The following is a 25,564-nucleotide window of genomic DNA, read 5'->3' on the forward strand; positions in this document are numbered from 1 at the left end:
GGATTGGCTAGTAATTGATAATTACGAATTTCTCATAACAAAGGTTTCCACCAATCATGATTATTCAGATACCATTCTACAGTTAAACGTAACCCTTCATTAATTGTCACGGATGGAGTCCAACCAAATTCTGTTTTTAGCTTATTGGCATTAATAGCATATCTTCGATCATGTCCAGGTCTATCCTTCACAAAAGTAATTAATTTTTCCGCTGGATATACTGGTAAATCTGGTGCTAATTCATTCATGATTTCACATAAACTTTGTACCAGACTGATATTTTCAACTTCGTTATTACCACCAATATTATAATTTTCTCCTGGTTTTCCTTGATGGATTACCACATCTAAAGCCCGACAGTGATCAACTACATATAACCAATCTCGAACATTTTTTCCATCACCATAAATAGGTAATTCTTTACCAGTTAAAATGTTAATACACATCAAAGGAATTAGCTTTTCGGGAAATTGAAAAGCACCATAATTATTAGAGCAATTAGTGATAATTGTCGGTAATTTATAAGTATGATAATAAGCCCGAACTAAATGATCACTCCCAGCTTTTGAGGCTGAATAAGGACTATTGGGACTATAAGCTGTAGTTTCTGAAAACGCTGGTTCATCTGAAGTGAGACTACCATAAACTTCATCTGTAGAAACATGAAGAAATAGGTAATTATCAGGTTGTGTTTTTGCTTCCCAATGTTGACGAAAAGCTTCTAAAAGAGTAAAAGTTCCTACTACATTAGTTTGGACAAATGCAGCAGGTCCAGTAATTGACCGATCAACGTGAGATTCGGCGGCAAAATGGGCTATAGTATCTATATTTTCTGCTAAGAGTAATTTATCAACTAAAGAGCGATCGCATATATCCCCTTGGACAAACCGGAAATTCTCTCTTTCTGCAACTGATGCTAAATTATGGCGATTTCCAGCATAGGTAAGAGCATCCAATACCACTAATTTATCATTTGGATAAGCTTGACACCAATGATGGACAAAATTCGCTCCAATAAACCCAGCTCCCCCTGTCACCAATAATCGTCTATTCATGAGATTCCTTAATTACTTTGTAAATATTTCTTTTTAATTTTACCAAAAATTCTCTGTATAAACAATTTTGCTAACCGAATTTTTGTCAAATTGGCAATTGGATTTGAGTAATTATTTTCATGAGCAAAGAAATCATTAATTTCTGTTAAAATTACCCGCAAGCGTTGGATAATATTCTCAGTTCTATACTCTGCTAATACATTTTCAGATAAAGTCAATGATGTAGAAGATGCTAAAACTTTCAAAATTCTATCTACGTCATATTCCAAAGCATAACCAGCGATTTTATAACAATTAAATCCTGGATCTAAATAATCAGATAATCCCCCATTGACACTAGAAAACACCTGACAACCACAAGCTAATGCTTCCATTGGTTGTAAACCAAATCCTTCGCTAACTCCTTGTAATTTCCAATATTCTGCCGAATCATAAAGATAAACTTTAGTGCGATTAAATAAAGCTGGTAAATCTTCTACATAACTATCAATAACCAACACCTTACATTTTTTTTCTAAAGCTGGAATTAATGACTTAATTAAATATTCTGAAGATTTCCGCGTTTGAACTAAAACATCAATATCTCGATTTTGATGTAAATTAGTAAATTCCTGACTAATTTGATTAGGTAAATAATAAATTAGAGAATTTGGTGCTTGTTGTCCCCAATAACCTAGAGAATTTCTGCTAACTGTAATTATGGGAATACTTGATGGTAAATTAATCTTATAACCTGCACTGTGAGCATGATAAATTACATGATATTTTTGCAATTTAGATGCAAGTTTACCAACATCAAATCCCCAACTAATCACAAAAATTACATCATCTAAATTTTCCTCTCGCAATAAATCGTCTAAAAACAATTTACCTGATTCCCGCTGACGATAAGTAACTACTTCAGCAGCACAAATCTGTTGAGCTAAAGTAACCGTTTTCAACTCCGCCCAAAGACCACCACAAGCAAATTTACCATCTGTCCCCGGAACTAAAAAGTAAAGCTTTTTCATAATACTAAATATTAAATTTTCTTCCTTCTTTCTTCTTCCTTCGTGTTCTTCGTTCCTTTGTGGTTCATTAACTCCTGATTTATTAACTCCTGATTTATTAACTCCTATTTTTCCCAAGATACCTTAACAAAATGACTTTCCTTTCCCCAAAAATCACGAGCAATAGTAATATTTTCAACAGCCAAATTAAAAGGGATAGAAGTTGTAATATAACGCTGAGTGAGCATTCCTAAATCCGGTGCAATTCCCGCTGCGGCCGTTGCTGCTAAACCTAAGCCAATAAGTTGTTCAATTGGTCGAAACGGCAACATAAAAGGTACAGTTACCGATAGTCCAGCAGTTAATAACATAGCCACAGATACATTTGTGCCACAACGGGGATGTATAGCTAAATCCCATTCTCCACTGGTAAGACGATGTTTAGCTAATGTTACCGCGCGGCGCAAATCATTAATATTCACATCACCATATAGAAAAAATCCCTGTTCGGTAGACAAACCACCTAATAATTCATCATCTAATTGCGTATTAGTGCTTGTTCCTGGTGGTGAATAGGGTTTTTTATTGTCCCCTAATACCCAAACCGTAGCGTGTTCTAGAGCGTGAACTTGACGTAACATGAGAATTTCTTTCAACCCAGGAATAAAAGATAGCTGTTGGAGTAAATCAGCATCTTGGCTGGGGTGAGGTGCGAGAAAGTCAAAGCTAAAGGAAGATGATTCGTCCAAATAAGCAGTATTCATATCACACTCAAGTTGATGAAGTAATATATGTTTTTTAACCAGGACTATGGCGGGCTAGAAGCCCACCCCACAATAAATATATAACTTTTGTGGGGTGGGCATCCTGTCCGCCAATCTTATATTTAATTGTGTCTATCTACCTATTTAATGCCTAACAATTCCACATCAAAAATTAAAGTAGAGTAGGGGGGAATCACACCACCAGCACCACGGGCACCATAGCCTAATTGTTCAGGGATAATTAATTGGCGACGGCCACCTACTTTCATAGTGATTACGCCTTCGTCCCAACCTTTAATTACTTGTCCTACACCAATTTTAAAGCTAAAGGGTTTACCGCGATCGCGCGAACTATCAAATTTAGTCCCATCTTCTAAAGTACCGATATAGTGAACCTCAACGGTTTGGCCAGTTTGGGGAATTGCGCCCGTTCCCTCGACTAGTTCCACATATTTTAATCCAGAGTCGGTAGTAACAACTTTAGCTTCAGACATAGTATTGCTCTTTATTAGAGTATTGTTTTCTTGAGTGACAGTGGTGGTTGGTTGTGCTGCGGAAGAATTACCGATTGCAGTGATTGCAGTATCTTTTTGACCACTAATTTGGGTAAATACTAAAACACCAACACATACCAGCATTAACACCACGCTGAGGAAAATTCCTTTCAAAATCAGCCCTCTCTGTTTTAATTACTGATGATCAGATTACCGATAGAACACAAATTAGTTTAAATCAGAAATGACCGTTTAGCGCCACAGCTTATTTTCCAAATCCCGAACCTGACGCTCTAAACGGTCAATTCTTCCCCGTAATTCATCTACTTCTGACTGACGGGCAACTCCCAAGTCCTGCATCATATTCCGCATTTGTCGGTGCATTTGCTCATCCCAATTACCTTGTTCAGACTGTAATTGGGTAACAAGATCATCCATTACCGCCTTAGCTTGCTCAGGATTGAGTTTACCGTCTTTAACCAGTTCATCACTGACTTCTTTCAGTTTGTCTGCAACTAAAGAAGTTGTGCCAATACCCAACATCATTAACTGTTGCAACCAATTATTACTATCCATACTCCCTTCCTCTGACTAAAAGCTTCGTAATTCTAGCCTACACATTTATTTTGTCAGTTGTCAGTTGTCAGTTGTCCTTTGTCAGTGGAAAAAATCTTATTCCTACCTCCTCCCCTACCTCCCCTACCTCCTCTACCTCCCCTACCTCCTCTACCTCCCCTACCTCCTCTACCTCCCCTACCTCCTCTACCTCCCCTACCTCCCCTACCTCCTCCTCTACCTCCCCTACCTCCTCCTCTACCTCCCCTACCTCCTCCTCTACCTCCCCTACCTCCCCTTGCTCTACTAAACCTCTATCCAACCGTGCATTGGTGCTATGGCTTTAGTGACTGATTCAATGATGTCTGGAGGTGCTTCTGAAAGCATGACACTGGGATAAACAGCAGTTCCCCATTGAGGATGCACAAGAACATGGCATTTATTTTCAATTGCGGGATACTTGAGTAAGGCTTGGGCTACTGCTGTATCATCGTGGGGAACTAAGCCAGAATGAGACAGTAATGGATAACCTGTCCGGGGATCTATCAAGTCTGTTAAATACCCGCGGTCGCGCAAATTAAATGCCAAATCGCAACCAAAACGCATAAATTTTTCCCGCAGCTTTTCCTTTTCTATTTCTGTTTCTGTGGTCATTTCTTCTAGAGAATATTGTGATTGCTGTAAAACAACCACTACCCACAAAAACTGCTGCTGTTTCCAATCTGGTAAGATCTGTTCGCAATTGGCACAGATATATGGACTGGGAGTATGAATAGAAATCTCTACAGCTTGTCCTGTTTTGCCAACTAAATGAATAGGACAGCTAGGCTGTGAAATACAAACTGGGGGATAAGACACCACATTAATTCGGTTTATGAAAGTTTTTAAATTTATCTTTGCTAAAAATAATAACTCTTAAATCTCCAAATAAATCATCAAATTTTGCGAATAATTAGATTAGGACAATTATTTACTCTAATGGAAGCACCCAAGCAAGTTGAGAAAGTTTAAAGAGAGAAAATAAAAAACCCCCAAAGAGAGGGGGATTGTAGGTTATTCGAGTGGAGTGAACAACTAAGTAATAAATACCTAGAGTAAATACAGTAATCCGAACAAAATAATCCAAATTACATCTACAAAATGCCAGTAAATTTCCGCTGCTTCAATCCCGAATCGTTTTTCATTGCTGTAGTGTCCAGGAGTACGCGATCGCCACAACACTGCTAAAATCGCTAAAACACCGATGGTAACGTGCAAGCCGTGAAACCCAGTCAACACATAAAACGTACTAGCGAATAAATTGGTAGTCAGACTAAACTCTAAATGAGCATATTCATAAACCTGACCCGCCAAAAAAATCGCCCCCATAACTGCGGTAATTGCCAACCAAACCCGCATTCCCTTAGTATCATTCTTTTTAATAGCAGTATCAGCATTGTGCATCACAAAACTACTAGCTATCAAAATAGAAGTATTCACAGTAGGTAACAACAATTCTAAATCCGGTGTCCCTACTGGTGGCCAAACCGGAATAGTAGAACGGTAAGTCAGGTATGCACCAAACAAACCCATAAAAATCATTCCCTCAGCCACAAGGAACATAAATAGACCAGTCAAACGATGATCTGGATGTTCCTCATGATGAGAAACAGTTGTGTGGTGACTTAATTCAGTTTTCCCCGTGTCAATAATTTGACCTTGCATAAATTAGTAATTGGTAATGGGTAATTGGTAATGGGTAATTGGTAATGGGTAATTGGTTTTTTATTTCCTTTTTCCCCTTACCTTTCCCCCTTATCCCCTAAAGTGCTGATTCAGTTTGGGGAGTTAACACAGATTCAGTTTCCACCCGTTCCTCACTCACCCCGTAATCGTAGGGGCCAGTAGTCAAAACCGGAAGAGTTTCAAAATTCTCAATACTGGGAGGAGAAGAAGTCATCCATTCCAAAGTTAACGCTTGCCAAGGATTATTACCGGCTTTTTCCCCATAGAACCAAGACCAAACGGCATTGATGATAAATGGTAACGTCGAAACCGCCAATATGTAAGATCCGTAGGTACAGATTTCATTCAAAGCCGTGAACTTAGGATCATATTCAGCAATCCGGCGATTCATCCCCATGAGTCCGAGTTTGTGCATGGGTAAGAAAGTCATATTTAAACCAATCATGGTTAAGGCAAAATGCACCTGACCCCAAAATTCGTTCATTTTCCGTCCCGTCATTTTCGGGAACCAGTGATAAATAGCCGCAAAAATCCCTAACACACTACCACCAAACAAAACATAGTGGAGATGTGCCACCACAAAGTAAGTATCGTGAACGTGAATATCAAAAGGAACAGCAGCCAACATTACGCCACTAATGCCACCAATCACAAAAGTTGCTAAAAAGCCGATAGCGAACAACATGGGACTATTGAGGCGAATTTTGCCACCCCAAATAGTAGCTAACCAACCGAAAATTTTAATCCCAGTGGGGACAGCGATGATCATTGTCGTGATCATGAAAAACATCCGCAACCAACCAGGGACACCACTGGTAAACATATGGTGCGCCCAGACGATTAAGCCTAAGAAGCTGATAGCTAGGGATGAAAAAGCGATCGCTTTATAGCCAAAAATCGGTTTACGGGCATGAATTGGCAGAATTTCCGAAATTGCCCCAAAGAAAGGCAAAATCATAATATAAACCGCTGGGTGAGAATAGAACCAGAACATATGCTGATAAACAACAGGATCTCCGCCCCCAGAGGGATTAAAAAAGTTTGTTCCTGCCAACAAATCAAAACCCAACAAAATCAAAGCCGCAGCTAATACTGGTGTAGATACCAACACTAAAGCCGAAGTTGCTATCATCGCCCAACAAAACAACGGCATTTGAAAGATGCCCATACTAGGAACACGCATCTTCCAAATGGTGACGAGAAAATTCATCGCCCCCAAAATCGAAGAAGTTCCCAATAGCAAGATACTCATAATCCAAATCCCCTCACCCACCTGGCCTGTCACCAAACTCAGCGGCGGGTAAGAAGTCCAACCAGCATCGGGGGCATCACCTACCGCCAAACTAGCAACCAGTAATACACCTGCTGGGGGAACCATCCAAAAAGCTACCGCATTCAGGCGCGGAAATGCCATATCTCTCGCCCCAATCATCAGCGGGATTAAATAGTTAGCAAATCCCGCCCCTGTTGGCACAATCCACAAAAAAATCATGATTGTGGCATGGAGGGTAAACAGGCTGTTATAGACTTCTGGCGTGACAAAATCTACCTCTGGAGTCCGTAATTCTGTCCGCACTAAATCAGCCATTACGCCGCCAATGCAGTAAAAAACAAACGAAGTGACCAGATATTGAATTCCAATCACCTTATGGTCGGTACTAAAACCGAAAAAGTCTCGCCAATGCCTTTCCTCATGTTCTTCAGCATGGTTAGGGACATTAGCAATTTCTTCTAACTGTGCCTGTGTCATATTTTAAAAAAGTTTGTAGGGGCGCAGGGCCTGCGCCCATGTATTTTGTGCGCCCATGTATTTTGTAACCACTGCAACTCAAGTAATTCTTAAACTACTTAATTTGATGCAGAATTTCTGAGTGAATGCCCATATTGTGAGTGTAAGGAGAGAGAAATTCATCAGCAGTCATGGCCATGGAATTCACAGCTACGGCTTGATTGGGAATATCTTTACCAGCAAGTAGCTGTTCTTGCATCCAACTATCAAAAGCTGCTTGTGTCTCTACCACAACTTGGCTTTTCATCACCCCGTGGTAAGGTCCACACAGTTCAGCACAAATAAGTTGATAATCACCCGCTTTTCTGGGAGTAAAACGCAAATTGGTTTGTCTACCAGGAATGGCATCCTGTTTCACCCGAAATTCTGGAATCCAAAAGGCGTGGATAACATCACTGGCTGTCATGTTGATTTCCACTGTTTTGCCAATGGGTAAATGCAATTCACCTGTTGTTACGTCATTATCTGGATAGGTAAATAACCAAGCATATTGCATTCCAGAGACGTTAATGGTTAATTCTGCTGGTTTTTTAACTGCATCAGCATCAGTATCTAATTGTGATACTTGTCCAGATGCTTCTGTACTGATGAGGGTGGCAGCCATTGCCGTTCCCGGCATATTCATGGCATTTTCCATCATCGGGGCAGCATGAGCCGAATGGGGATCAAAGCCGCCCATGTTGTTATATACATCAAAACTGTAGAGAGAAATACCGATAACGATAATTGCGGGGATCGCTGTCCAGAGTATCTCTAGAGGCACATTACCTTCAATTGCTGGCCCATCTTCATTGTCACCAGCCCGACGACGATATCTAATAACAGCGTAAATTAAAACACCTTCAACAATCAAAAATATGCCTGTAGAAACAGTCATCATGGTGTTGAATAGACCATCTACCAAGGGGGCTTCATCGGAGGCCGCTATAGGTAACAGACCGTGATTTTGACCGTACCAGAGACTGGCGAGGGTGAGGACAATGCCAATGAGTAATGTCCAGATTGCATTTGGAATTTTCACGGCTGATTTCTTGATTAATTGACTATTTTATCTGTAAGTTACTTCACTTGTTAAAGTAACTCTACATACTAAGGTAGTGCAGGCAATGAGATATAGTATCCGCTGGTCTGAAATCTTTATTAATTTTTTCGATTAAGAACACAATTTTGAGTACAAGGGAGATAAGTTGTCTTGCCCAGGTTAGATGACAATTAGGCAAAAAATTTTCAGAAATTTCCATTAATTCCCATTGATTAATTATTTCCATCTGCAAAACAGCACGAAATCTTACAGCGGAAACTAGCTAAAGTGATCCAAAGTGTAAGGGAAAGCTGATTTCTATATTCTGACCTATAGGTTAGGGTAAGTAGAAGTCGGGACTAAATCAAAATAGAAAATTTTCAATTTCCAGCACAAGCGGTCCAAAGGTATTGTTAATGAACGAATTTGTCCTAGAACAACAAAATAAAGCGGCCACAGTAGCACAACAGCCCCAGGAGATGATTCGTCGCTTGGTGTGGAAAATATGCGTAGCCACCTTAATTTTGATGGCTATAGGCAGTGCCACCCGCGTTATGAATGCTGGACTCGCTTGCCCTGATTGGCCTTTGTGCTATGGGGAGTTAGTTCCAGCTAAACAAATGAATCTCCAAGTGTTTTTGGAGTGGTTTCATCGCCTGGATGCAGCTTTAATTGGTTTTAGTGCGATCGCCCTTTGTGGTTTATCCTGGTGGCATCGTCTTTCCTTACCCAAGTGGCTACCTTGGGCTTCCACATTTGCCCTGTTTTTAATTGTCTTCCAAGGGATTCTGGGAGGACTGACTGTAACTGAATTATTGCGGTTTGATATCGTTACCGCCCATTTAGGAACAGCGTTACTATTTTTCACTACGTTGTTAATTATCGGTACAAGTTTGATTCCCTATCAAGGCACGGGAACAGTAGGAAAGTTGCCTTGGGTGGGTTTAACTGCTGCTGTTTGCGTCTACTTACAAAGTTTATTGGGTGCAATAGTCGGTTCTCGTTGGGCTTTGCACCAATGTTTGTCCGGGGAACAACTTTGTGATGTCATGTACAGCCATATTTTTGGCGTAGTACCCCCAACCATCGCTACTTTAGCAGTTGTTTTAATTTCTTGGCGCACACCAGCCCTACATCCGGCTTTGCGAAAACTGGCAAATCTGGCTGGTGGCTTGTTGATTTTACAACTTCTTTTGGGTGTGGCTACCTTCCGTTTACATTTACAAGTTGAACCCCTTACCGTTTCTCACCAAGCTATCGGTGCGACTTTACTGGGGACTTTAGTAGTATTTACAGTTTTATCACTGCGGGATGGTTTGCTTCCTCAGTCACAAACACAGTAACTCCTTCTTCCTCCTTCTTCCTCCTGACTCCTGACTCCTGACTCCTGCTTACAGCGGTTTGCTGACCAGTTCTTGAAAAATAAGGAAAAAGACCTAACATGATTGAGACTAATGTCTCTCGTCGTCAACACGACACATTTCTCCAAGTCGTTCAAAGTTACTACCAGCTAACCAAACCCCGGATTATTCCCCTACTATTAATTACCACTGCTGGGAGTATGTGGATAGCCGCTAAGGGTGAGGTAGATCCCTGGTTGTTAATTATTACAATGATTGGCGGAACTTTAGCAGCAGCCAGCGCCCAAACCATTAACTGTATCTATGATCGAGATATAGATTATGACATGGAGCGGACACGCCACCGTCCCATCCCTTCCGGGAAGATCCAATCCCGTGATGCTTTAATTTTTGCGATCGCTCTGGCTGTACTTTCTTTTACCCTCCTCACCGTTTTTGCCAATCTCCTGGCAGCATTTTTAGCCTTTTCTGGCATCATTTTCTATGTTTTAGTCTATACTCACTGGCTCAAACGCCATACCACTCAAAATATCGTCATTGGTGGTGCAGCAGGGGCAATTCCCGCTTTAGTCGGTTGGGCAGCAGTAACAGACACTTTAAGCTGGTCTGCGTGGCTAATTTTTGCCATTGTCTTTTTGTGGACACCTCCCCATTTTTGGGCTTTGGCTTTAATGATTAGTGATGATTACGCTAAGGTGGGGATACCAATGTTACCTGTGGTAGCGGGTAATACAGCCACCGTCCGGCAAATTTGGTTTTATACGGTGATTACTGTCACTGCGACTATTTTGCTGTTTTATCCCTTACACGCCAGCGGGATTGTCTATGCTGTTATTGCCTTGACTTTAGGGGGAGTATTTGTCCATAAGTCTTGGCGCTTATTGCAAAATCCCGAAGATAAAACCATAGCGCGGGAATTATTTTTGTATTCCATTTCCTACATGATGCTGTTGTGTTTGGCAATGGTGGTGGATAGTTTACCCATTACTCATCATTTCCTTGCTCAACTGCATTTGTAATCATGCTCAGGACATAGATCCCCGATTTCTTTGAGAAGTCGGGGATCTGATTATTTTTTACAAAAAACCCAACAAAAATATACCCAGACAATTTTCTCATCATTTCTTGTATTAGTGCGTTTTGTTACGAAATTATTACAGTGGGGAATACCTCACCTCTTTGAGGGGCATACACACCAGAAAATAATTTGCAACTTCTGTTAACAATCTGTTATATTTATTTACATAAGGTTACAGAAAGTAAAAAACGAGGTTCTCGAATGGCTATTTTAATTTCTCTATTGGTTGTTGCTTGGGTAGCAGTTTCCGTTATCGGTTCTCTAGCTTATTTCATGGGTGAACAAAGCAAGCCCATTCACGAACGCAATTGGGCTTCTGACAAATTTGCAGCTTTGGCTAAATCTATTACTGGCGTAGATATAGACTATACCCAACGCACACCCGCCTATGCTATTGATGCTTACAACAGCCGCAACTTACCCAGATAGTATTTACTGGCAATTTGACAAGATGTGTATAAAAATAACCTCCAGCATTGTGACTGGGGGTTTTGCTTTTCTAGATATAGATCCCCGACTTTTTGAAAAAGTCGGGGATCTGGGAACTAAAATGCTGGCCGATAAACGCGATAGTTAATATTGGGGAAAATATTATCCATGGACTCGACTTTTTCCAACCAACCACTATCAACTTTACCCACTTTCACATCTTCATAGAGTTTATTAAAGCGCATTAAATGCGATCGCGTTCTTCTGACTGCATAGGGAACCATTGTTCCTGTCCGCATAATAAACGCCCAGTCAGAAGATTGTGCTAATAACAACTCTCTCGCAGCTTGATTGAGTGCTTTTTCCTGTAATTCATCTTCAGCTTCAATTTGGGAAATTTCAATCATCCGTTCCGCAGCTTTGTGCAAATGTGGATAAACCCAAGCATTAGTATCATTCAACCAATATTCATGAAAACCCTTAAAGCCCCAACTCGACTGAGCAGGACGACATACTTGTTGCTGAGGATTAGCCCGTAAATAGTCGGCTAAATGGGTCATTTCATAGGTTTTCTGGTCATACCATGACTTACGGAACAGATAATCAATAAACCAAGGACCCTCATACCACCAATGACCAAATAACTCCGCATCATAAGGGGAAACAATAATTGGCGGACGACCCATGATATTGTGTAAATGCCCAGTTTGCTGCTCACGATTATACATGAAGTTAGCAGCGTGTTCTGCACTTTTTTCCTTTGCCCAATAAGGATCATAAAGAGCTTTATCGGAAAGACCTAAGCCCCGTCCGGTAATTTTATGATACTTAATACCTGTATTTTTGCGCTGACCATTGGGCATAATATAGGGCTTAATATATTCATATTCCGCTTCCCAACCCAAATCTTTATAAAATTCCCGATATTCGGCTGCACCAGGATAACCCACTTCAGAAGACCATACTTGCTGGGAAGATTCATGATCTCGACCAAAAGCGGCTACACCGGGTTCAGTAAAAATCGGGGCATAACTACCGAAGCGCGGACGAGGACGAGCGTATAAAATGCCATGACCATCGGTGAGGAAATAACGTAAACCAGCATCCGCCAGCATTCGCTCCACACCTTCATAATAGGCACATTCTGGCAACCAAATGCCTCTAGGGGCTTGGCCAAAAGTTTCTTCGTAATGTTCACAAGCTACCTGAATTTGCGCCCATACAGCTTGGGGATACATTTTCATTAATGGTAAGTAGCCGTGAGTCGCACCACAGGTGATAATTTCTAAATTGTTACTATCTTGGAACTGTTTAAACGCTGTAACTAAATCACCCTGATAACGTTCCCATAACTCCCGCGCTTGATTAAATTCAGTTGCATAATGTTCTGCTAAATACCGCAGATGACCATTATGAATATTGCGCTCAGATTCTAGTTCTATAAGCTCTTCTAGTTGTGATAAGTGAGCATCATAGCGTTCTTGCAATAAAGGATCACGAAGCATAGAAATCAAAGGCGGAGTCATACTCATGGTGAGTTTAAAATCAACGCCGTCTCGCTTTAAGCCTTCAAATACTTTTAATAAAGGAATGTAAGTTTCAGTAATCGCTTCATACAGCCATTCTTCTTCTAGCACATAATCACTTCCTGGGTGACGAACGAAGGGCAGATGTGCATGAAGTACAAGCGCGACGTAGCCTATAGCCATAATATTTTTTATGTGTGGTATTTGGAGGTTACAGACAAAAAAGTCTGTGTGGGGAAATTAAGAATATTTTAAGACTATATGGATCATTGGTCATGAATCCTCGGCTAATACTTAATAGAAAAATATTTTGGTCTAGCGCCGCTTCGCGGAAGTTCAACGGGCGCTTAGAAACCGCGTCTACACTTACTTGTGAAATCCCTTAGTCCGTTTTAACGGACTTGAGCTATGAGACAGGGAATTCATTCCCTGGCGTATTTGCAAGCTTCCCATATTTGTCTGTTCATGATCAATATAATCATCAATCAAATTCGGAAACAGCCTTTTTTCCTCAATACATAAAATGATTAATTTTGACAGTGCATAAATCCTAAATTACTGATTTTCAGTAAATCAAGGTAGAATATCAAATAAACGTCCTAACTACCAAGATTATGAGCCTGTGCATCAATTCTAACTGCCCAAAGCCACAAAATCCCGATAATATCCTTTTTTGTCAAGCCTGTGGCTCGGAAGTCTTGCTACAACAACGTTATCGGGTACAATGTCAGTTAGGACGGGGTGGCTTTGGTGTGACTTATGAGATTAACGAAGTCAGAACCAATCAGGCTAAAGTTCTCAAAGTCTTGATTAATAACGACCCTAAAGCCGTAGAATTATTTAAACAAGAAGCTGATGTTTTAAGTCAACTTCATCATTCCGGTATTCCTAATGTAGAATTGGACGCTTATTTTGAATATTATCCCTACAACAGTCAGAACCCGATTCATTGTTTGGTAATGGAAAAAGTTGTGGGAGAAGATTTAGAAAAATATATGCAAAAACGTGGTTTGCGTCCTATTAACCAAACTACAGCTATAGAATGGCTAAAAGATATAATTATTATTTTAGAACAGGTACATAATAAAGACTTTTTTCATCGAGATATTAAACCATCTAATATTATGTTGCGGTCTGAAAAAGCCGAATTAGTATTAATTGATTTTGGTACTGTGAGGAAGGTAACATCTACAGTATTTAAACAACAAGGTGGTGTCACAGGAATAATTTCCGCAGGTTACACACCCTCGGAACAAATTAATAATAATGCTGTACCCCAGTCTGATTTTTTTGCTTTAGGACGGACATTTGTTTATTTACTCACAGGTAAAGAACCACTTGACCCAATCATGTATGATTCCTATAATGAAAGATTAAATTGGCGGAGTCATGCATCACAAATATCATCTATGTTGGCAGATTTATTAGATGATATGATGCAGCGTTTATATAAAGATCGTCCTCAAAACTCCCATGAGATTTTGCAAAGAATAGCAGCAATAGAAAAAGCTTTACAATCACCAAAACCTCAACCACCAATACCTCAACCACCAATACCTTCCAATAACCTTAAAACCTTTAGTTTTGAAGTTGTCACCACAGACGCACGGGGAAATATCACCAACCAACGGAAGGAAAGCGCGAAATACTTTACAGAAGACTTAGGAAATGGTGTGACGTTGGAAATGGTGGAAATACCAGGGGGAACATTTATCATGGGTTCACCGGAAAGTGAAGCAAAACGACGTTCAGATGAAAGTCCCCAACATCAAGTTACAGTTCCCAGTTTCTACATGGGAAAATATGAATTGACACAGGTACAATATCAAGCTATCATAGGAACTAACCCTTCCTACTTCAAAGGCGATAACCGCCCTGTTGAAGGAGTTAGTTGGAATAATGCGGTTAAGTTCTGTAAAAAGTTAAGTCAAAAAACAGGCAAAAAATACAGATTACCCAGTGAAGCAGAATGGGAGTATGCTTGTCGTGCCGGAACTACTACACCATTTTATTTTGGTGAAAGTATTACTCCAGACTTGGTAAATTATAATCGTAATTATACCTATGCTTCTGCACCAAAAGGAAAATATCGTCAGCAAACCACAGATGTAGGAACTTTTCCCCCTAACTCTTTTGGTTTGTACGATATGCACGGTAATCTCTGGGAATGGTGTCAAGATGAGTATAAAAATAATTATATAAACGCGCCTACAGATGGCAGGGCTTTGACAAGTCCAATCTGGTGGAGAGAAAAACTGCTGCGCGGTGGTTCGTGGTCCTTCGATCCTGTTTATTGCCGTTCTGCTTATCGCGGCAACGACCTTCTCGTCAACGACTACAACGGTATTGGTTTTCGGGTTGTTTGTAGTGGTGCGGCGAGGGCTTAGTAGCCCTTTACACTTTTGCCCTTTTTTTCTCTTCTTGACCCGTCGCAGTTAGGCGGAAAAATACTTTTCTACAAAAAGCTGATTTTGGTGTCTGGATTCAGTATAGCACAGATTTTTTATTTTATCTGAATCAGGATTTCCAGGATTTAAGGATTTTCAGGATGAAAGAAGGGGTGGGATTTTGAATGTTAGGAAATTTGGTTCATTCAAGATCCCAATATCCCCGACTTTTTGAAGAAGTCGGGGATCTGAAATTTATCTAGTATCAATCCTCACTTTCTCGATATAACTCCTGTAAGTCCTGTAGTTGGGTTTTACGGGAAATTCGGCGATATTTTTTACTTTCTAGTTTTGGTTCGTATTGACTCTGACCTTTACCTTTAGATATTAATTTCATACTTGATTCCGGGTCAGCTTGTTGGTTAAGATGGGTTTGATGAGCGATCGCATCATCCAAAAATTCTAAATAATGCTGATATCGTTCCCAGTCGCCACTCACAGCACAGTCTGGCTCATCCTTATGGATACAATCACTAAAGCGACAATGGGCAATGGCTAGGCGTTCCCTGGCTTCTGGGAAATAGTGAATTAATTCTTCGGGACTACAATCTAAATCTGGCTGATTAAAACCAGGAGTATCCGCTAATAAACCACCTGTAGGCATTTTAAATAATTCTACATGACGGGTGGTATGGCGACCGCGAGCTAACTTACCGGAAACTTCCCCCACGCGCAGGTTGATATCGGGAATCAAACTATTAATCAAGCTAGATTTCCCCACACCAGAAGGTCCAGCAATCACCGTAATCTTATCCTGCAAATATTCAGCTATTTGGTCAATATTAATGCTATTTTGAACGCTAATAAATAAAGGTTGATAACCCCAAGCCAGTAAGCGATCGCTAATTTGCTGTTTTTCTGCTGGAGAAACTAGATCACATTTATTCAAACATAACAGCACATCAACCCCTGTAGACTCAGCCTTAATTAGAAATCTACTCAATTGCATAGGTTCTAAAGGTGGGTCAGCCACCGCAAAAACCAGAAGAATTTGATTGACATTAGCGATCGCTGGCCGATTCAATAGACTATGACGCGGTAAAACCTCACTCACAGCCCCCCGTCCCCCAGCCCAATCTGGTTCTTCCACAATCACGCGATCGCCCACCATCACCTGCTGACCAATCTTTTTCAAGCGCGTCCTTCTTGTGCAGAGGAGGATAGGGGGATTGGTGACTGGTGACTGGTGATTGGTGATTGGTGATTGGTGATTGGGAAAAATCTTCTCCCTACTCCCCTGCTCCCCTGCTCCCCTGCTCCCCTGCTCCCCTGCCTCCTCATCCATCTGTACTCGATAAAAATTCGCCTGTACAGCTAACACCGTACCCAATAACTGTTTAGTAGAAATATTTTCCCCTGTCATGCCACAGTAACCGGACGGCGAATAACTAGGGAAAAATAGCCAGCGCAATCTGTCACTTGTTCTATTTGATAACCAGCCATTGTCAGACTATCAGGAACTTGTTCTATCGGTTCACCTGGATCTAACCAAACTTCCAATAAACCCCCAGGGGGCATTTTTTCCAGATATAGTTTTGTCCGCACAAAATTAATCGGGCAAGGAGTCCCACGCAAATCTAGTTGAGCGTCAGGGGTTAATATCAAAGATCCACTCATGACTTAAATAAGTTTCCTATGAATCCGTCGAAACCACCTTTACCTGTCCTGTCTCCCTTAATTTTAGCTAGTTTCTCTAGCAATTCCCGTTCCTCTGGGATGATCTTCGTGGGGATATCAATTAACACCGTCAACAGATGATCACCGCGACTCACAGGATTACCCAGACGGGGAACACCACGATTTTCCAATTTCATCACCGTATTCGGTTGAGTTCCAGAGGGAATAATTAACTCCACAGGTCCATCTACCGTATTTACCTCCAATCGGCAACCTAAAATCGCTTGTAAGTAGCTAATTTTAATTTCCGAGTTAATATTAATGCCTTCACGATGAAATTCTTCATCTTCATTCACAAACAAGTAAACGTATAAATCACCTGGAGGACCATTCCGTTGACCCGCATCTCCTTCTTGGGAAATCCGTAGTCTTGTGCCATTGTCTACACCAGCGGGAACATTGATTTTGAGTTTCTTTGTAACCTGATTTGCGCCCTTACCATCACAAGCATCACATTTATCTTCTACAACCGTTCCTGAGCCATCACAGGTGGGACAAGTTGACACTTGGGTAAAACTACCAAATGGCGTTCTTGTTACCCTTCTAACTTGACCTGAGCCGCTACAAGTGCTACAAGTCCGGGGACGAGTTCCTGATTTAGCACCAGAACCATTACAAACTTCACAAGTTTCTAAATGGGAAATGCGAATTTCCTTTTCCCCACCAAATACCGCTTCCCGAAAATCTAATTTCAGGTCTAGCCGGAGATCATCACCCCGCACTGGTCCACCACGCCGTCTTTGTTGGGGTTGTCCACCTGGACCACCAGCAAAGCCGCTGAAAATACTTTCAAAGATATCGGCAAAACCACCCATATCTCCCATATCTTGGAAACCAGCGCCAGCCGCAGCCGCACCGGAAACACCAGCTTCACCAAAGCGGTCGTAACGAGCGCGAACCTCCGGCTCTGATAGCACTTCGTAGGCGCGGTTAATTTCTTTGAATCGTTCCTCTGCCCCAGATTCTTTATTCACATCTGGGTGATATTTTCGGGCTAGGCGGCGATAAGCCTGTTTAATCTCTTCTTTGTCGGCGTCACGAGAGACACCCAGGGTTTCATAATAGTCTCGAGCCATATAGCAATGTTAAGAATTAGAAGGAAGCAAATAATAGGTTTAAGGTAACACTTTAACAAGAATACAGAAATTTAGGAATGCAAATAGCGTGGGGTCACGCTAAGTCATGCTCTTTAGTTTAATTTTTGTTAATAATTAATTTTACCAATATTTTTTTGCTAGTGTTTGCTCTCACCGATGATTAATCTTTTATTATTGTGCTATTCAGATGTCGAAAAACCCACCTCTTGATTATAGGAACTAGCCGTACCATTAAATGTGGAAAACCCGACCTATACTTTTAGTTCTATCTGTGATACGCGCTCCTGTGTTCCCTGGTAGATGAAGAAAATATATCCTTGCTTCTCTAAATAACTACTTGAGAAACACATTTCTTTACAGTAAACTTATACAAATATTAAATAGATTAGGAGTAACGAATCGCACTGAGACAGCAACCACAGCAGTGCGAGTTGGATGTTGTTAAAATCAGCTTGTGAGTTATTTTCCTGATCTAAATTAATGTTGAATTGAGGTATTTGTGTGTTGCTTGAAGCAGGATGATATTCTTAGGTAAGATTTATTTGCGTGGCAGCTTCTGATTTTAAATCTTTATTATCAACCTGGTTGTAAACATTTGTACCAATAGCAAAGATAGTTTGCTGGAAATCCTCTAAAAGGGTCTTAAACTGTGTGGGGGACATATTCGGATTGTTCATTGCCGTTTGCAATTGTTCAACTTTCTGATTAGCCAAAGCTATCAACTGCTCACTGAGTAAATTGGCATTATCCCGTAATGTTGAAGCATAAGTAAACAAGAGATTATTTGCTTGGTTTTTGAGTTTCACCAGTTCTTTACGTCTTTGATCTTCTTCGGAAAATAACTTAGCTTGTTGCCGCATTTGCTCAATTTCGTTGTTACTTAAACCGCCTGTACTTGTAATCCGAATACTTTGTTCTCTACCTGTACCTTTATCTTGAGCCGCAACTTTGAGAATGCCATTCACATCAATTTCAAAAGCCACTTCAATTTGGGGAATGCCGCGAGGAGCAGGAGGAATCCCACTGAGGAGAAACTGCCCTAGACTTTTGTTATCCTTGGCCATGGAGCGTTCTCCTTGGAGGACATGGACTTCTACGGAGGTTTGACCATCAACGGCTGTAGAAAATATTTGAGCTTTGCTAGTGGGAATAGTGGTATTCCGGTCAATAATTTTGGTGAATACTTCTCCTAGTGTTTCAATCCCTAAAGATAGAGGTGTGACATCTAACAGTAATAGGGTATTTAATTCTCCTCCCAAAACTCCGGCTTGGATAGCTGCACCTAGTGCTACTGCTTCATCAGGGTTGACGGAATGATCTGGGATTTTGCCATTGAAAAATTTGATCAGGGCGTTTTGAACAGCAGGAATGCGGGTAGAACCTCCTACTGAAATAATCTTATCTATATTCTGCGGTTTGACTTCTGCATCTTTGAGGGCTTGCATCATTGGGGCGATAGTCTCCTCGATTAAACTCCCTGTTAGTTCTTCAAATTGAGAACGACTGAGTTCCATTTCCAGATGCTTTGGTCCAGTAGCATCAGCAGTGATAAATGGCAGGTTAATGGAGGTAATAACCATGCTAGATAGTTCAACTTTGGCTTTTTCCGCGGCTTCTCGCAGGCGTTGGAGTGCCATTTTGTCTTGGGTAATGTCTATTTTCTCTTCTGCTAGAAATCGCTCTACCATCCAGCAAACAATAGCATTATCAAAGTCGTCTCCGCCGAGATGATTATTACCACAGGTGGCTTTAACTTCAAAAACTCCATCTCCTAGTCGGAGAATAGATACGTCAAATGTCCCTCCTCCTAAGTCAAATACTAAAATTAATTGCTCTTGATCTTGTTTGTCTAGACCGAAGGCTAGGGCGGCGGCGGTAGGTTCGTTGATAATTCTTAATACTTCTAGTCCAGCAATAGTAGCTGCATCTTTTGTGGCTTGTCTTTGGGCATCTGTAAAATATGCTGGTACGGTAATTACGGCTTTTGTCACTTCGTCACCTAAGAAATTTTCCGCGTCTTGCTTGAGTTTTTTCAAGACCATAGCGGATATTTCTTGGGGTGTGTAATTTTGTCCGCGAATTTGGACATCAACGGTATTATCTCTTCCTTTGATGCAATTATAAGGGACGCGACTGCGCTCTAATTCTGTATCTTCCCAGCGACGACCGATAAATCTTTTAATACTGTAGACTGTGTTTTCGGCATTAGTTATAATTTGTCGCTTTGCTAATTGTCCGATGAGGCGATCTTTCCCTTTACCAAAGGCTACAATACTAGGGGTAGTGCGTCCACCTTCGGAGTTGGCAATTACTTTTGGTTGCCCAGATTCCAAAACAGCTACACAACTATTCGTAGTCCCTAAGTCAATCCCAATAACTTTTCCCATAACAATACTGCCAAAAAAAGAGTATGAAGAGAGAGGGCTGATGTAGTAGAGTTATAGTCTTCCAAAATAACAACTCGAAAACCACACACAGCCCATGTTCGATATCCTAACACTCTTGCAATGCCATACTTGAATCCCACCTTCCGCACCCTAAACTGTCACACAACGAAAAATGGTCGTTTGGGGATTTGAGATTGGCGATAGCCACCTAAGATTTCGACAGTTTTGTATCAAAATTATCATTAAATGTATTCAAAAATCCGAAATTACCGATTGTGACACTGGGGGGTGCGGAATGTGGGTTGAATAACCAACGTCAGAACTTTGTTCACCAAGAAACTACACGAATAATCAGCGGTAATAGCACGGTAGTTACTGAAAAATTAGAAGTCAAAAACATGAGTGCCAAAGCTTTGAATATGGTTGCTTTATTTCCGCCGTGATGTACTAGCCTCTTAGACGTGGATGATTCTAGCTCTACTTCAAGCACCAGCAAACGCAAGAATGCTGGAAGTATGAAGCAACTAGGTCGTGCGAAGCGTCAAAAATCTCAGGCTCCGCTAGGGGATGTAGAAACCCCTGGCTCAAACGAAGTTAGCCAGGAGTAGTTCATGTTAACCGTTATCTTGGCTAGACAAATCTTCTGATTCTAAAGATATATCTTCTCTGGGAGCAGCTACTTTCACCATGGCATGACGGAGGACACGCTCACCAAAATAGTAGCCGCGAACTAACTCTTCTAAAACTGTTCCTTCTGGATGTTCATCTGTCGGTTCTCGCATGACGGCTTCATGCAAATTTGGGTCAAATTCTTGACCTTCAGGGCGCATGGGTGCTACACCTAGACGTTTTAAACAATCCACCAACTGTTTGTAAACCCCTTGATAACTCTTATGAATTGTCATTTCGCCATCACCTTGGGGTTTGAGGTGCGCTCGCGCTCGCTCAAAATTATCTACAACAGGTAGCAATTCTGTAATTGTATTTCGCTTTACCTGTAAGTCAATTTCTTCTTTTTCTTTGGCAGTTCGCTTGCGATAATTCTCAAAATCTGCGGCAATTCGCATATACTGAGTGCTACGGTCTTCTAGTTGGGTTTTGAGCGTTTCAATTTGTTGATTTAACTCTGCTAAAACAGCGATATCTACTTCAATAGGGTTGGCTGTAGCATCGCCATGTTCTTCAGTGAGTATGTTATCTCCCTGTTCATTTATTTGGTTTGCTGCTTGCTCATTAACCTCGTATCCAGGTTCGTTGGAGTTAATTTCGGACGGGGAGTCACTTTTCATAAGAATATGTGGTATGTGGTAAATTCAGTCACTTAAGTGCTGAGAAGAATGGTTTGAGGTAAACTTAGGTGTGTTCGGTGACTTTAGCAACTGCTGGCTATATCTTGAGTTGATTAGCCTAATTCCTGGCTTATATAGTGTACCTGTTTATTTTCGTTTACTATTATTTACTCATTCCAGATGCTTTTAACAGCAGAAATTTAACGAGCATTCAGCTAGTAAGCTAATTTTGGGTTTAAATCCCCCTTTTCAACAACCCGCTGACGACGGGCTGCTTTTTAAATTACCAATATTTTGGCAGGAAGTGATACCACTAAGCTGTCACGCATCTAGTTTTTGAACCCAATCTGGGCTATAGGCGGGTTTCCACCTCCAAATTATACAATTTAAGTGCGCGACAGCTTATTATTCTATTGTGAGATACTCATAACCTCCTGCCCCCTGCCTCTTAACTCCTGCCTTTTTGTAAAAAGGTTGTTGACTGAAATTTAAGGGGATGTAGAAACCCCATCTTCAACGAAGTAAGATGGGGTAGTTCATAAAAGAGGTTTCTCTACCCTAACCCAATTGCTTATGACTTACTCATCACCACAACGGCGTAGCACTGCGCTGACTACAAGAACTGAGTTTTCGCCTTTCGGTAATAAATTAGTAACGTCTGGCTATGTCAATAATGAACAAATGAAGCAGGCTGTAATTGCCAGCCGCAAGTCCGGTAAACCACTGACAGAAGTATTAGAATCAATTACTGAGCGAAAATTATCACCTGAGTTGGTCACCGAATACAAAAAACAACATTTATTTGAACTCAAAATTTTATACGGCCTTGAGTCTCTTGATCCCGAAATCTACGAAATTGATACAACAAACGTGGGGAATTTAATTCAAACCCTCATTCCTGTTGATATCTGTCGTCGGCATCACTTAATCCCACTGTCAAGAAATGATAACCAAAGCCCACCTTATGTGTTGGTGGCTATGGTTGATCCAGATAATTTAGATGCTTCTGATGATCTTAATCGGATTTTGCGTTCCCAAGGCTTGTCTTTTCAACGCAGGGTAATTACCCAGAAAGATTATCAGGACATCATTAACAAATTTTTAAATGAACAAGCGGCACGCCGAAAGATATTAGACCAGCAAAAAAATTATGATGTCAAGGGTGATTTAGACAATCTAGGGACTCTGGACATAGATGAAAGTAGTGATAATGATGTTGATTTAGATAATGCTATGAAGGGTGCTGATCATGCACCAATCATTAAACTTGTGAATCGGATTTTGTTGAAGGCTTTAACTGAGGGTGTTTCGGATATTCACATTGAACCGCAGGAAGAATATTTACGGATTCGTTTCCGTAAGGATGGGGTATTACATGAGGCATTTGATAATATGCCGAAAAAAATTATCCCAGCGGTAACAGCCCGATTTAAAATTATTTCTAACCTGGACATTGCTGAAAGACGTTTACCTCAAGATGGCCGGATTCGCCGGATATTTGCCGGAAGAAAGGTGGATTTCCGGGTAAATACTCTACCTAGTCGCTATGGAGAAAAGGTTGTTGTACGGATTTTAGATAACTCTGCAACTCAATTAGGTTTGGATAAGTTAATTACTGACCCAGAAACCTTAAATATTGTTAAGGATATGTTTAGTAAGCCATTCGGGTTGATTTTAGTGACGGGACCAACTGGTTCGGGTAAAACTACTTCGTTGTATTCGGCACTATCGGAAAAGAATGATCCGGGGATTAATATCAGTACAGTAGAAGATCCAATTGAGTATAGTTTACCGGGGATTACTCAAGTACAGGTAATTCGGGAAAAGGGGTTGGATTTCTCGACGGTCTTGCGGGCTTTCTTGCGTCAAGATCCAGATGTGTTGCTGGTGGGGGAAACACGGGATCGGGAAACTGCGAAAACGGCGATTGAGGCAGCATTAACCGGTCACTTGGTATTAACTACTTTACACACTAATGATGCACCAGGAGCGATCGCTCGCTTGGGAGAAATGGGTATTGAACCTTTCATGATTTCCAGTTCTTTAATTGGTGTTTTAGCACAACGTCTAGTTCGTCGTGTCTGTGCTGAATGTCGTATAGCATACACTCCGACCATTAAAGAACTAGCTCGCTATGGTCTATCCGTTTCCCAAGAAGCTCAGGTAACTTTCTACAAAGCCAATACTATCCCACCAGAAGAAATAGCCAGCCATAAAAATCTTTGTCAAAAATGTGGTGGTGTTGGCTACAAGGGGCGTTGTGGGGTTTATGAAGTAATGCGGATTACTGAAGAATTACAAACTCTGATCAACAAGCAAGCACCTACAGAAAAGATTAAAGAAGTAGCTGTTGAAGAGGGGATGAAAACCTTACTAGCTTACAGTTTGGACTTAGTTCGTCAAGGAGCAACTACCTTAGAAGAAGTAGAGCGAGTAACACTTACAGATAAAGGTTTAGAGGCTGAATTAAAAGCTAAACGCAAAAGTGGTCTGACTTGTCTGACTTGTAGTGGGGAATTACAACCAGAATGGTTAGATTGTCCTTACTGTATGACACCTTGCTTTACAGATTAGCCGCACATTTTGAATTGAGAGTTTTAAGTTTTTTATTGTTAATTAATGGGAACGAAATCAGACTATGGAAATGATGATTGAAGACTTGATGGAAGAACTAATTACTAGAGGTGGGTCAGACTTGCACCTATCCGCTGGATTGCCTCCCTATTTTCGGATTAGTGGACGTCTGACACCTATTGGTGAAAACATATTGACGGCTGATGAATGTCAAAGGCTAATTTTCAGTATGCTCAATAACACTCAGCGCAAAACTTTAGAGCAAACATGGGAATTAGATTGTTCTTACGGTGTCAAGGGATTAGCTAGGTTCCGGGTGAATGTCTATAAAGAACGTGGTGCTTATGCTGCTTGTTTACGAGCATTAAGTTCTAAAATTCCTAACTTTGAAAAATTAGGTTTGCCAGATATAGTCCGGGAAATGACGGAAAAACCTAGAGGACTAATTCTCGTCACAGGTCCAACTGGTTCTGGTAAGACTACTACCCTAGCGGCAATGATTGACTTAATTAACCGCACTAGGGCAGAACATATTTTAACAGTTGAAGACCCTGTGGAATTTGTTTATGAACCAATCAAAAGTCTAGTTCACCAACGCCAATTAGGAGAAGATACGAAGAGTTTTGCTAATGCTTTAAAAGCAGCTTTACGAGAAGATCCCGATATTATTCTGGTAGGAGAAATGCGGGACTTGGAAACCATTGCGTTGGCGATTTCCGCCGCAGAAACAGGTCACTTGGTATTTGGTACACTACATACAAGTTCTGCCGCACAAACCGTTGACCGGATTATTGACGTTTTTCCCTCAGAAAAACAAACTCAGGTGCGGGTGCAGTTGTCTAACTCCTTAGTCGCAGTTTTTAGTCAGACTTTAGTACCTAAGAAAAATGTCAAGTCAGGTGAATATGGGCGAGTAATGGCTCAAGAAATTATGATTATCACTCCCGCTATTTCTAACTTAATTCGGGAAGGAAAAACAGCACAAATTTACTCAGCTATTCAGACGGGTGGTAAATTGGGAATGCAAACTCTAGAAAAAGTTTTAGCTGATTTGTACAAAGCTGGAACTATTTCTTTTGAAGCAGCAATATCTAAAACTTCTAAACCAGATGAAGTCCAGCGTCTAATTGGTGCAACAGCCCCAGCAGGAGCTAAATTACGTTAACAGGCAGGGGGCAGGGAGCAGGGAGCAGGGTAAAAGAATTATTCCAATGACAACTGACAACTGTACGGGCGAAGCATTTGGAGAACTATTTTTGGCAATGACCGATAATTTATCTTCCAAATGCTTCGCCCCTACTAACAAC

Annotated in this window: 24 protein-coding genes; 8 read left to right on the top strand and 16 right to left on the bottom strand. The window is 41.0% G+C overall.

Annotated elements, in window-relative coordinates:
* Positions 1-32 precede the first annotated feature (32 nt).
* The 5 genes from rfbB to BMF77_RS19305 form a co-directional block, all read right to left on the bottom strand.
* Entirely contained in the window at positions 33-1,055 is a 1,023-nt protein-coding gene (rfbB, locus tag BMF77_RS19285; protein WP_148765058.1) for a dTDP-glucose 4,6-dehydratase, read from the bottom strand.
* Positions 1,056-1,063: 8 nt separating this feature from the next.
* Complete coding sequence (locus BMF77_RS19290; RefSeq protein WP_148767089.1) at positions 1,064-2,065, bottom strand: glycosyltransferase; 1,002 nt, start codon at positions 2,063-2,065, stop codon at positions 1,064-1,066.
* A gap of 104 nt (positions 2,066-2,169) precedes the next feature.
* Positions 2,170-2,808, bottom strand: a complete 639-nt coding sequence (locus tag BMF77_RS19295) for a DUF6391 domain-containing protein (RefSeq protein ID WP_148765059.1) — start codon at positions 2,806-2,808, stop codon at positions 2,170-2,172.
* A 140-nt stretch (positions 2,809-2,948) separates the two neighbouring features.
* Entirely contained in the window at positions 2,949-3,476 is a 528-nt protein-coding gene (locus BMF77_RS19300) for an FKBP-type peptidyl-prolyl cis-trans isomerase (RefSeq protein WP_371415544.1), read from the bottom strand.
* A 78-nt stretch (positions 3,477-3,554) separates the two neighbouring features.
* A complete protein-coding gene (locus BMF77_RS19305) occupies positions 3,555-3,878 on the bottom strand; it encodes a phasin family protein (RefSeq protein ID WP_015081007.1) in 324 nt (107 codons plus the stop codon).
* Between the two features lie 64 nt (positions 3,879-3,942).
* Between BMF77_RS19305 and BMF77_RS27410 the strand changes: the two genes are divergently transcribed.
* The gene (locus BMF77_RS27410; protein WP_210422233.1) at positions 3,943-4,167 is read left to right on the top strand and encodes a hypothetical protein; all 225 of its coding nucleotides are present in this window, start codon (positions 3,943-3,945) and stop codon (positions 4,165-4,167) included.
* Here the strand turns inward: BMF77_RS27410 and BMF77_RS19315 are convergent.
* The 4 genes from BMF77_RS19315 to BMF77_RS19330 all read right to left on the bottom strand — a co-directional run bounded on the left by BMF77_RS19315 (position 4,164) and on the right by BMF77_RS19330 (position 8,392).
* Positions 4,164-4,718, bottom strand: a complete 555-nt coding sequence (locus BMF77_RS19315; RefSeq protein WP_015081008.1) for a methylmalonic aciduria and homocystinuria type D protein — start codon at positions 4,716-4,718, stop codon at positions 4,164-4,166. The genes BMF77_RS27410 and BMF77_RS19315 overlap by 4 nt on opposite strands.
* 228 nt (positions 4,719-4,946) lie before the next feature.
* Positions 4,947-5,561: a heme-copper oxidase subunit III gene (locus tag BMF77_RS19320; RefSeq protein WP_015081009.1), complete on the bottom strand. Its 615-nt coding sequence runs from the start codon at positions 5,559-5,561 to the stop codon at positions 4,947-4,949.
* 97 nt (positions 5,562-5,658) lie between these two features.
* The gene (ctaD, locus tag BMF77_RS19325; RefSeq protein ID WP_148765061.1) at positions 5,659-7,332 is read right to left on the bottom strand and encodes a cytochrome c oxidase subunit I; all 1,674 of its coding nucleotides are present in this window, start codon (positions 7,330-7,332) and stop codon (positions 5,659-5,661) included.
* A gap of 94 nt (positions 7,333-7,426) precedes the next feature.
* Positions 7,427-8,392 (bottom strand): cytochrome c oxidase subunit II, encoded by a 966-nt coding sequence (locus tag BMF77_RS19330; RefSeq protein ID WP_148765063.1) that lies wholly within the window; start codon positions 8,390-8,392, stop codon positions 7,427-7,429.
* 416 nt (positions 8,393-8,808) lie between these two features.
* Between BMF77_RS19330 and BMF77_RS19335 the strand changes: the two genes are divergently transcribed.
* From BMF77_RS19335 to BMF77_RS19345, 3 genes are all read left to right on the top strand, one after another.
* Positions 8,809-9,735, top strand: coding sequence for a heme A synthase (locus tag BMF77_RS19335; protein ID WP_148765065.1), 927 nt, complete (start codon positions 8,809-8,811; stop codon positions 9,733-9,735).
* Positions 9,736-9,833: 98 nt separating this feature from the next.
* Positions 9,834-10,772 (top strand): heme o synthase, encoded by a 939-nt coding sequence (locus BMF77_RS19340; RefSeq protein WP_148765067.1) that lies wholly within the window; start codon positions 9,834-9,836, stop codon positions 10,770-10,772.
* A 260-nt stretch (positions 10,773-11,032) separates the two neighbouring features.
* A complete protein-coding gene (locus tag BMF77_RS19345) occupies positions 11,033-11,260 on the top strand; it encodes a photosystem II protein, Psb35-related (protein WP_015081014.1) in 228 nt (75 codons plus the stop codon).
* A gap of 116 nt (positions 11,261-11,376) precedes the next feature.
* Here the strand turns inward: BMF77_RS19345 and BMF77_RS19350 are convergent, their stop codons facing one another.
* Entirely contained in the window at positions 11,377-12,969 is a 1,593-nt protein-coding gene (locus BMF77_RS19350) for a glycoside hydrolase family 57 protein (RefSeq protein WP_148765069.1), read from the bottom strand.
* Between the two features lie 431 nt (positions 12,970-13,400).
* Between BMF77_RS19350 and BMF77_RS19355 the strand changes: the two genes are divergently transcribed.
* Positions 13,401-15,173, top strand: a complete 1,773-nt coding sequence (locus BMF77_RS19355; protein ID WP_148765071.1) for a bifunctional serine/threonine-protein kinase/formylglycine-generating enzyme family protein — start codon at positions 13,401-13,403, stop codon at positions 15,171-15,173.
* A 265-nt stretch (positions 15,174-15,438) separates the two neighbouring features.
* Here the strand turns inward: BMF77_RS19355 and rsgA are convergent, their stop codons facing one another.
* The 4 genes from rsgA to dnaK all read right to left on the bottom strand — a co-directional run bounded on the left by rsgA (position 15,439) and on the right by dnaK (position 20,394).
* The gene (rsgA, locus tag BMF77_RS19360) at positions 15,439-16,596 is read right to left on the bottom strand and encodes a small ribosomal subunit biogenesis GTPase RsgA (RefSeq protein WP_148765073.1); all 1,158 of its coding nucleotides are present in this window, start codon (positions 16,594-16,596) and stop codon (positions 15,439-15,441) included.
* The gene (locus BMF77_RS19365) at positions 16,593-16,850 is read right to left on the bottom strand and encodes a sulfurtransferase TusA family protein (RefSeq protein WP_148765075.1); all 258 of its coding nucleotides are present in this window, start codon (positions 16,848-16,850) and stop codon (positions 16,593-16,595) included. Before BMF77_RS19365 ends, rsgA begins: the two co-directional genes overlap by 4 nt.
* On the bottom strand, positions 16,847-17,986 hold the full coding sequence (gene dnaJ, locus BMF77_RS19370; RefSeq protein WP_148765077.1) for a molecular chaperone DnaJ: 1,140 nt from the start codon (positions 17,984-17,986) through the stop codon (positions 16,847-16,849). Before dnaJ ends, BMF77_RS19365 begins: the two co-directional genes overlap by 4 nt.
* Before the next feature lie 548 nt (positions 17,987-18,534).
* Positions 18,535-20,394 carry a molecular chaperone DnaK gene (gene dnaK, locus BMF77_RS19375; protein ID WP_148765079.1) on the bottom strand — a complete coding sequence of 620 codons (1,860 nt, stop codon included), beginning with the start codon at positions 20,392-20,394 and terminating at the stop codon, positions 18,535-18,537.
* Positions 20,395-20,669: 275 nt separating this feature from the next.
* Here dnaK and BMF77_RS29065 point away from each other — a divergent pair, with 275 nt between their 5' ends.
* Positions 20,670-20,837 carry a hypothetical protein gene (locus tag BMF77_RS29065; protein WP_371735126.1) on the top strand — a complete coding sequence of 56 codons (168 nt, stop codon included), beginning with the start codon at positions 20,670-20,672 and terminating at the stop codon, positions 20,835-20,837.
* Positions 20,838-21,008: 171 nt separating this feature from the next.
* Here BMF77_RS29065 and grpE read toward each other — a convergent pair whose 3' ends face one another.
* Complete coding sequence (gene grpE, locus BMF77_RS19390; protein ID WP_148765081.1) at positions 21,009-21,683, bottom strand: nucleotide exchange factor GrpE; 675 nt, start codon at positions 21,681-21,683, stop codon at positions 21,009-21,011.
* Positions 21,684-22,256: 573 nt separating this feature from the next.
* Here grpE and BMF77_RS19395 point away from each other — a divergent pair.
* Together BMF77_RS19395 and BMF77_RS19400 are read left to right on the top strand one after the other, a co-directional pair.
* Complete coding sequence (locus BMF77_RS19395) at positions 22,257-24,257, top strand: GspE/PulE family protein (RefSeq protein ID WP_148765083.1); 2,001 nt, start codon at positions 22,257-22,259, stop codon at positions 24,255-24,257.
* A 64-nt stretch (positions 24,258-24,321) separates the two neighbouring features.
* Positions 24,322-25,422: a type IV pilus twitching motility protein PilT gene (locus BMF77_RS19400; RefSeq protein WP_148765085.1), complete on the top strand. Its 1,101-nt coding sequence runs from the start codon at positions 24,322-24,324 to the stop codon at positions 25,420-25,422.
* Here the strand turns inward: BMF77_RS19400 and BMF77_RS26875 are convergent.
* Complete coding sequence (locus BMF77_RS26875; protein ID WP_168204467.1) at positions 25,414-25,563, bottom strand: hypothetical protein; 150 nt, start codon at positions 25,561-25,563, stop codon at positions 25,414-25,416. The two genes, BMF77_RS19400 and BMF77_RS26875, sit on opposite strands and share 9 nt — an antisense overlap.
* Position 25,564 lies beyond the last annotated feature (1 nt).

Source organism: Dolichospermum sp. UHCC 0315A (assembly GCF_008121535.1).
Lineage (GTDB): Bacteria > Cyanobacteriota > Cyanobacteriia > Cyanobacteriales > Nostocaceae > Dolichospermum > Dolichospermum lemmermannii.

Bases quoted from the DNA above. Each gene is read 5' to 3' on its own strand.
- BMF77_RS19395 (WP_148765083.1), top strand. From the start codon at position 22,257: ATGACTTACTCATCACCACAACGGCGTAGCACTGCGCTGACTACAAGA.
- dnaJ (WP_148765077.1), bottom strand. From the start codon at position 17,986: ATGGCTCGAGACTATTATGAAACCCTGGGTGTCTCTCGTGACGCCGAC.
- ctaD (WP_148765061.1), bottom strand. From the start codon at position 7,332: ATGACACAGGCACAGTTAGAAGAAATTGCTAATGTCCCTAACCATGCT.
- BMF77_RS19320 (WP_015081009.1), bottom strand. From the start codon at position 5,561: ATGCAAGGTCAAATTATTGACACGGGGAAAACTGAATTAAGTCACCAC.
- dnaK (WP_148765079.1), bottom strand. From the start codon at position 20,394: ATGGGAAAAGTTATTGGGATTGACTTAGGGACTACGAATAGTTGTGTA.
- grpE (WP_148765081.1), bottom strand. From the start codon at position 21,683: ATGAAAAGTGACTCCCCGTCCGAAATTAACTCCAACGAACCTGGATAC.
- BMF77_RS19295 (WP_148765059.1), bottom strand. From the start codon at position 2,808: ATGAATACTGCTTATTTGGACGAATCATCTTCCTTTAGCTTTGACTTT.
- rfbB (WP_148765058.1), bottom strand. From the start codon at position 1,055: ATGAATAGACGATTATTGGTGACAGGGGGAGCTGGGTTTATTGGAGCG.
- BMF77_RS19345 (WP_015081014.1), top strand. From the start codon at position 11,033: ATGGCTATTTTAATTTCTCTATTGGTTGTTGCTTGGGTAGCAGTTTCC.
- rsgA (WP_148765073.1), bottom strand. From the start codon at position 16,596: ATGACAGGGGAAAATATTTCTACTAAACAGTTATTGGGTACGGTGTTA.
- BMF77_RS19350 (WP_148765069.1), bottom strand. From the start codon at position 12,969: ATGGCTATAGGCTACGTCGCGCTTGTACTTCATGCACATCTGCCCTTC.
- BMF77_RS19335 (WP_148765065.1), top strand. From the start codon at position 8,809: ATGAACGAATTTGTCCTAGAACAACAAAATAAAGCGGCCACAGTAGCA.
- BMF77_RS19340 (WP_148765067.1), top strand. From the start codon at position 9,834: ATGATTGAGACTAATGTCTCTCGTCGTCAACACGACACATTTCTCCAA.
- BMF77_RS19355 (WP_148765071.1), top strand. From the start codon at position 13,401: ATGAGCCTGTGCATCAATTCTAACTGCCCAAAGCCACAAAATCCCGAT.
- BMF77_RS19290 (WP_148767089.1), bottom strand. From the start codon at position 2,065: ATGAAAAAGCTTTACTTTTTAGTTCCGGGGACAGATGGTAAATTTGCT.
- BMF77_RS19305 (WP_015081007.1), bottom strand. From the start codon at position 3,878: ATGGATAGTAATAATTGGTTGCAACAGTTAATGATGTTGGGTATTGGC.
- BMF77_RS19365 (WP_148765075.1), bottom strand. From the start codon at position 16,850: ATGAGTGGATCTTTGATATTAACCCCTGACGCTCAACTAGATTTGCGT.
- BMF77_RS19400 (WP_148765085.1), top strand. From the start codon at position 24,322: ATGGAAATGATGATTGAAGACTTGATGGAAGAACTAATTACTAGAGGT.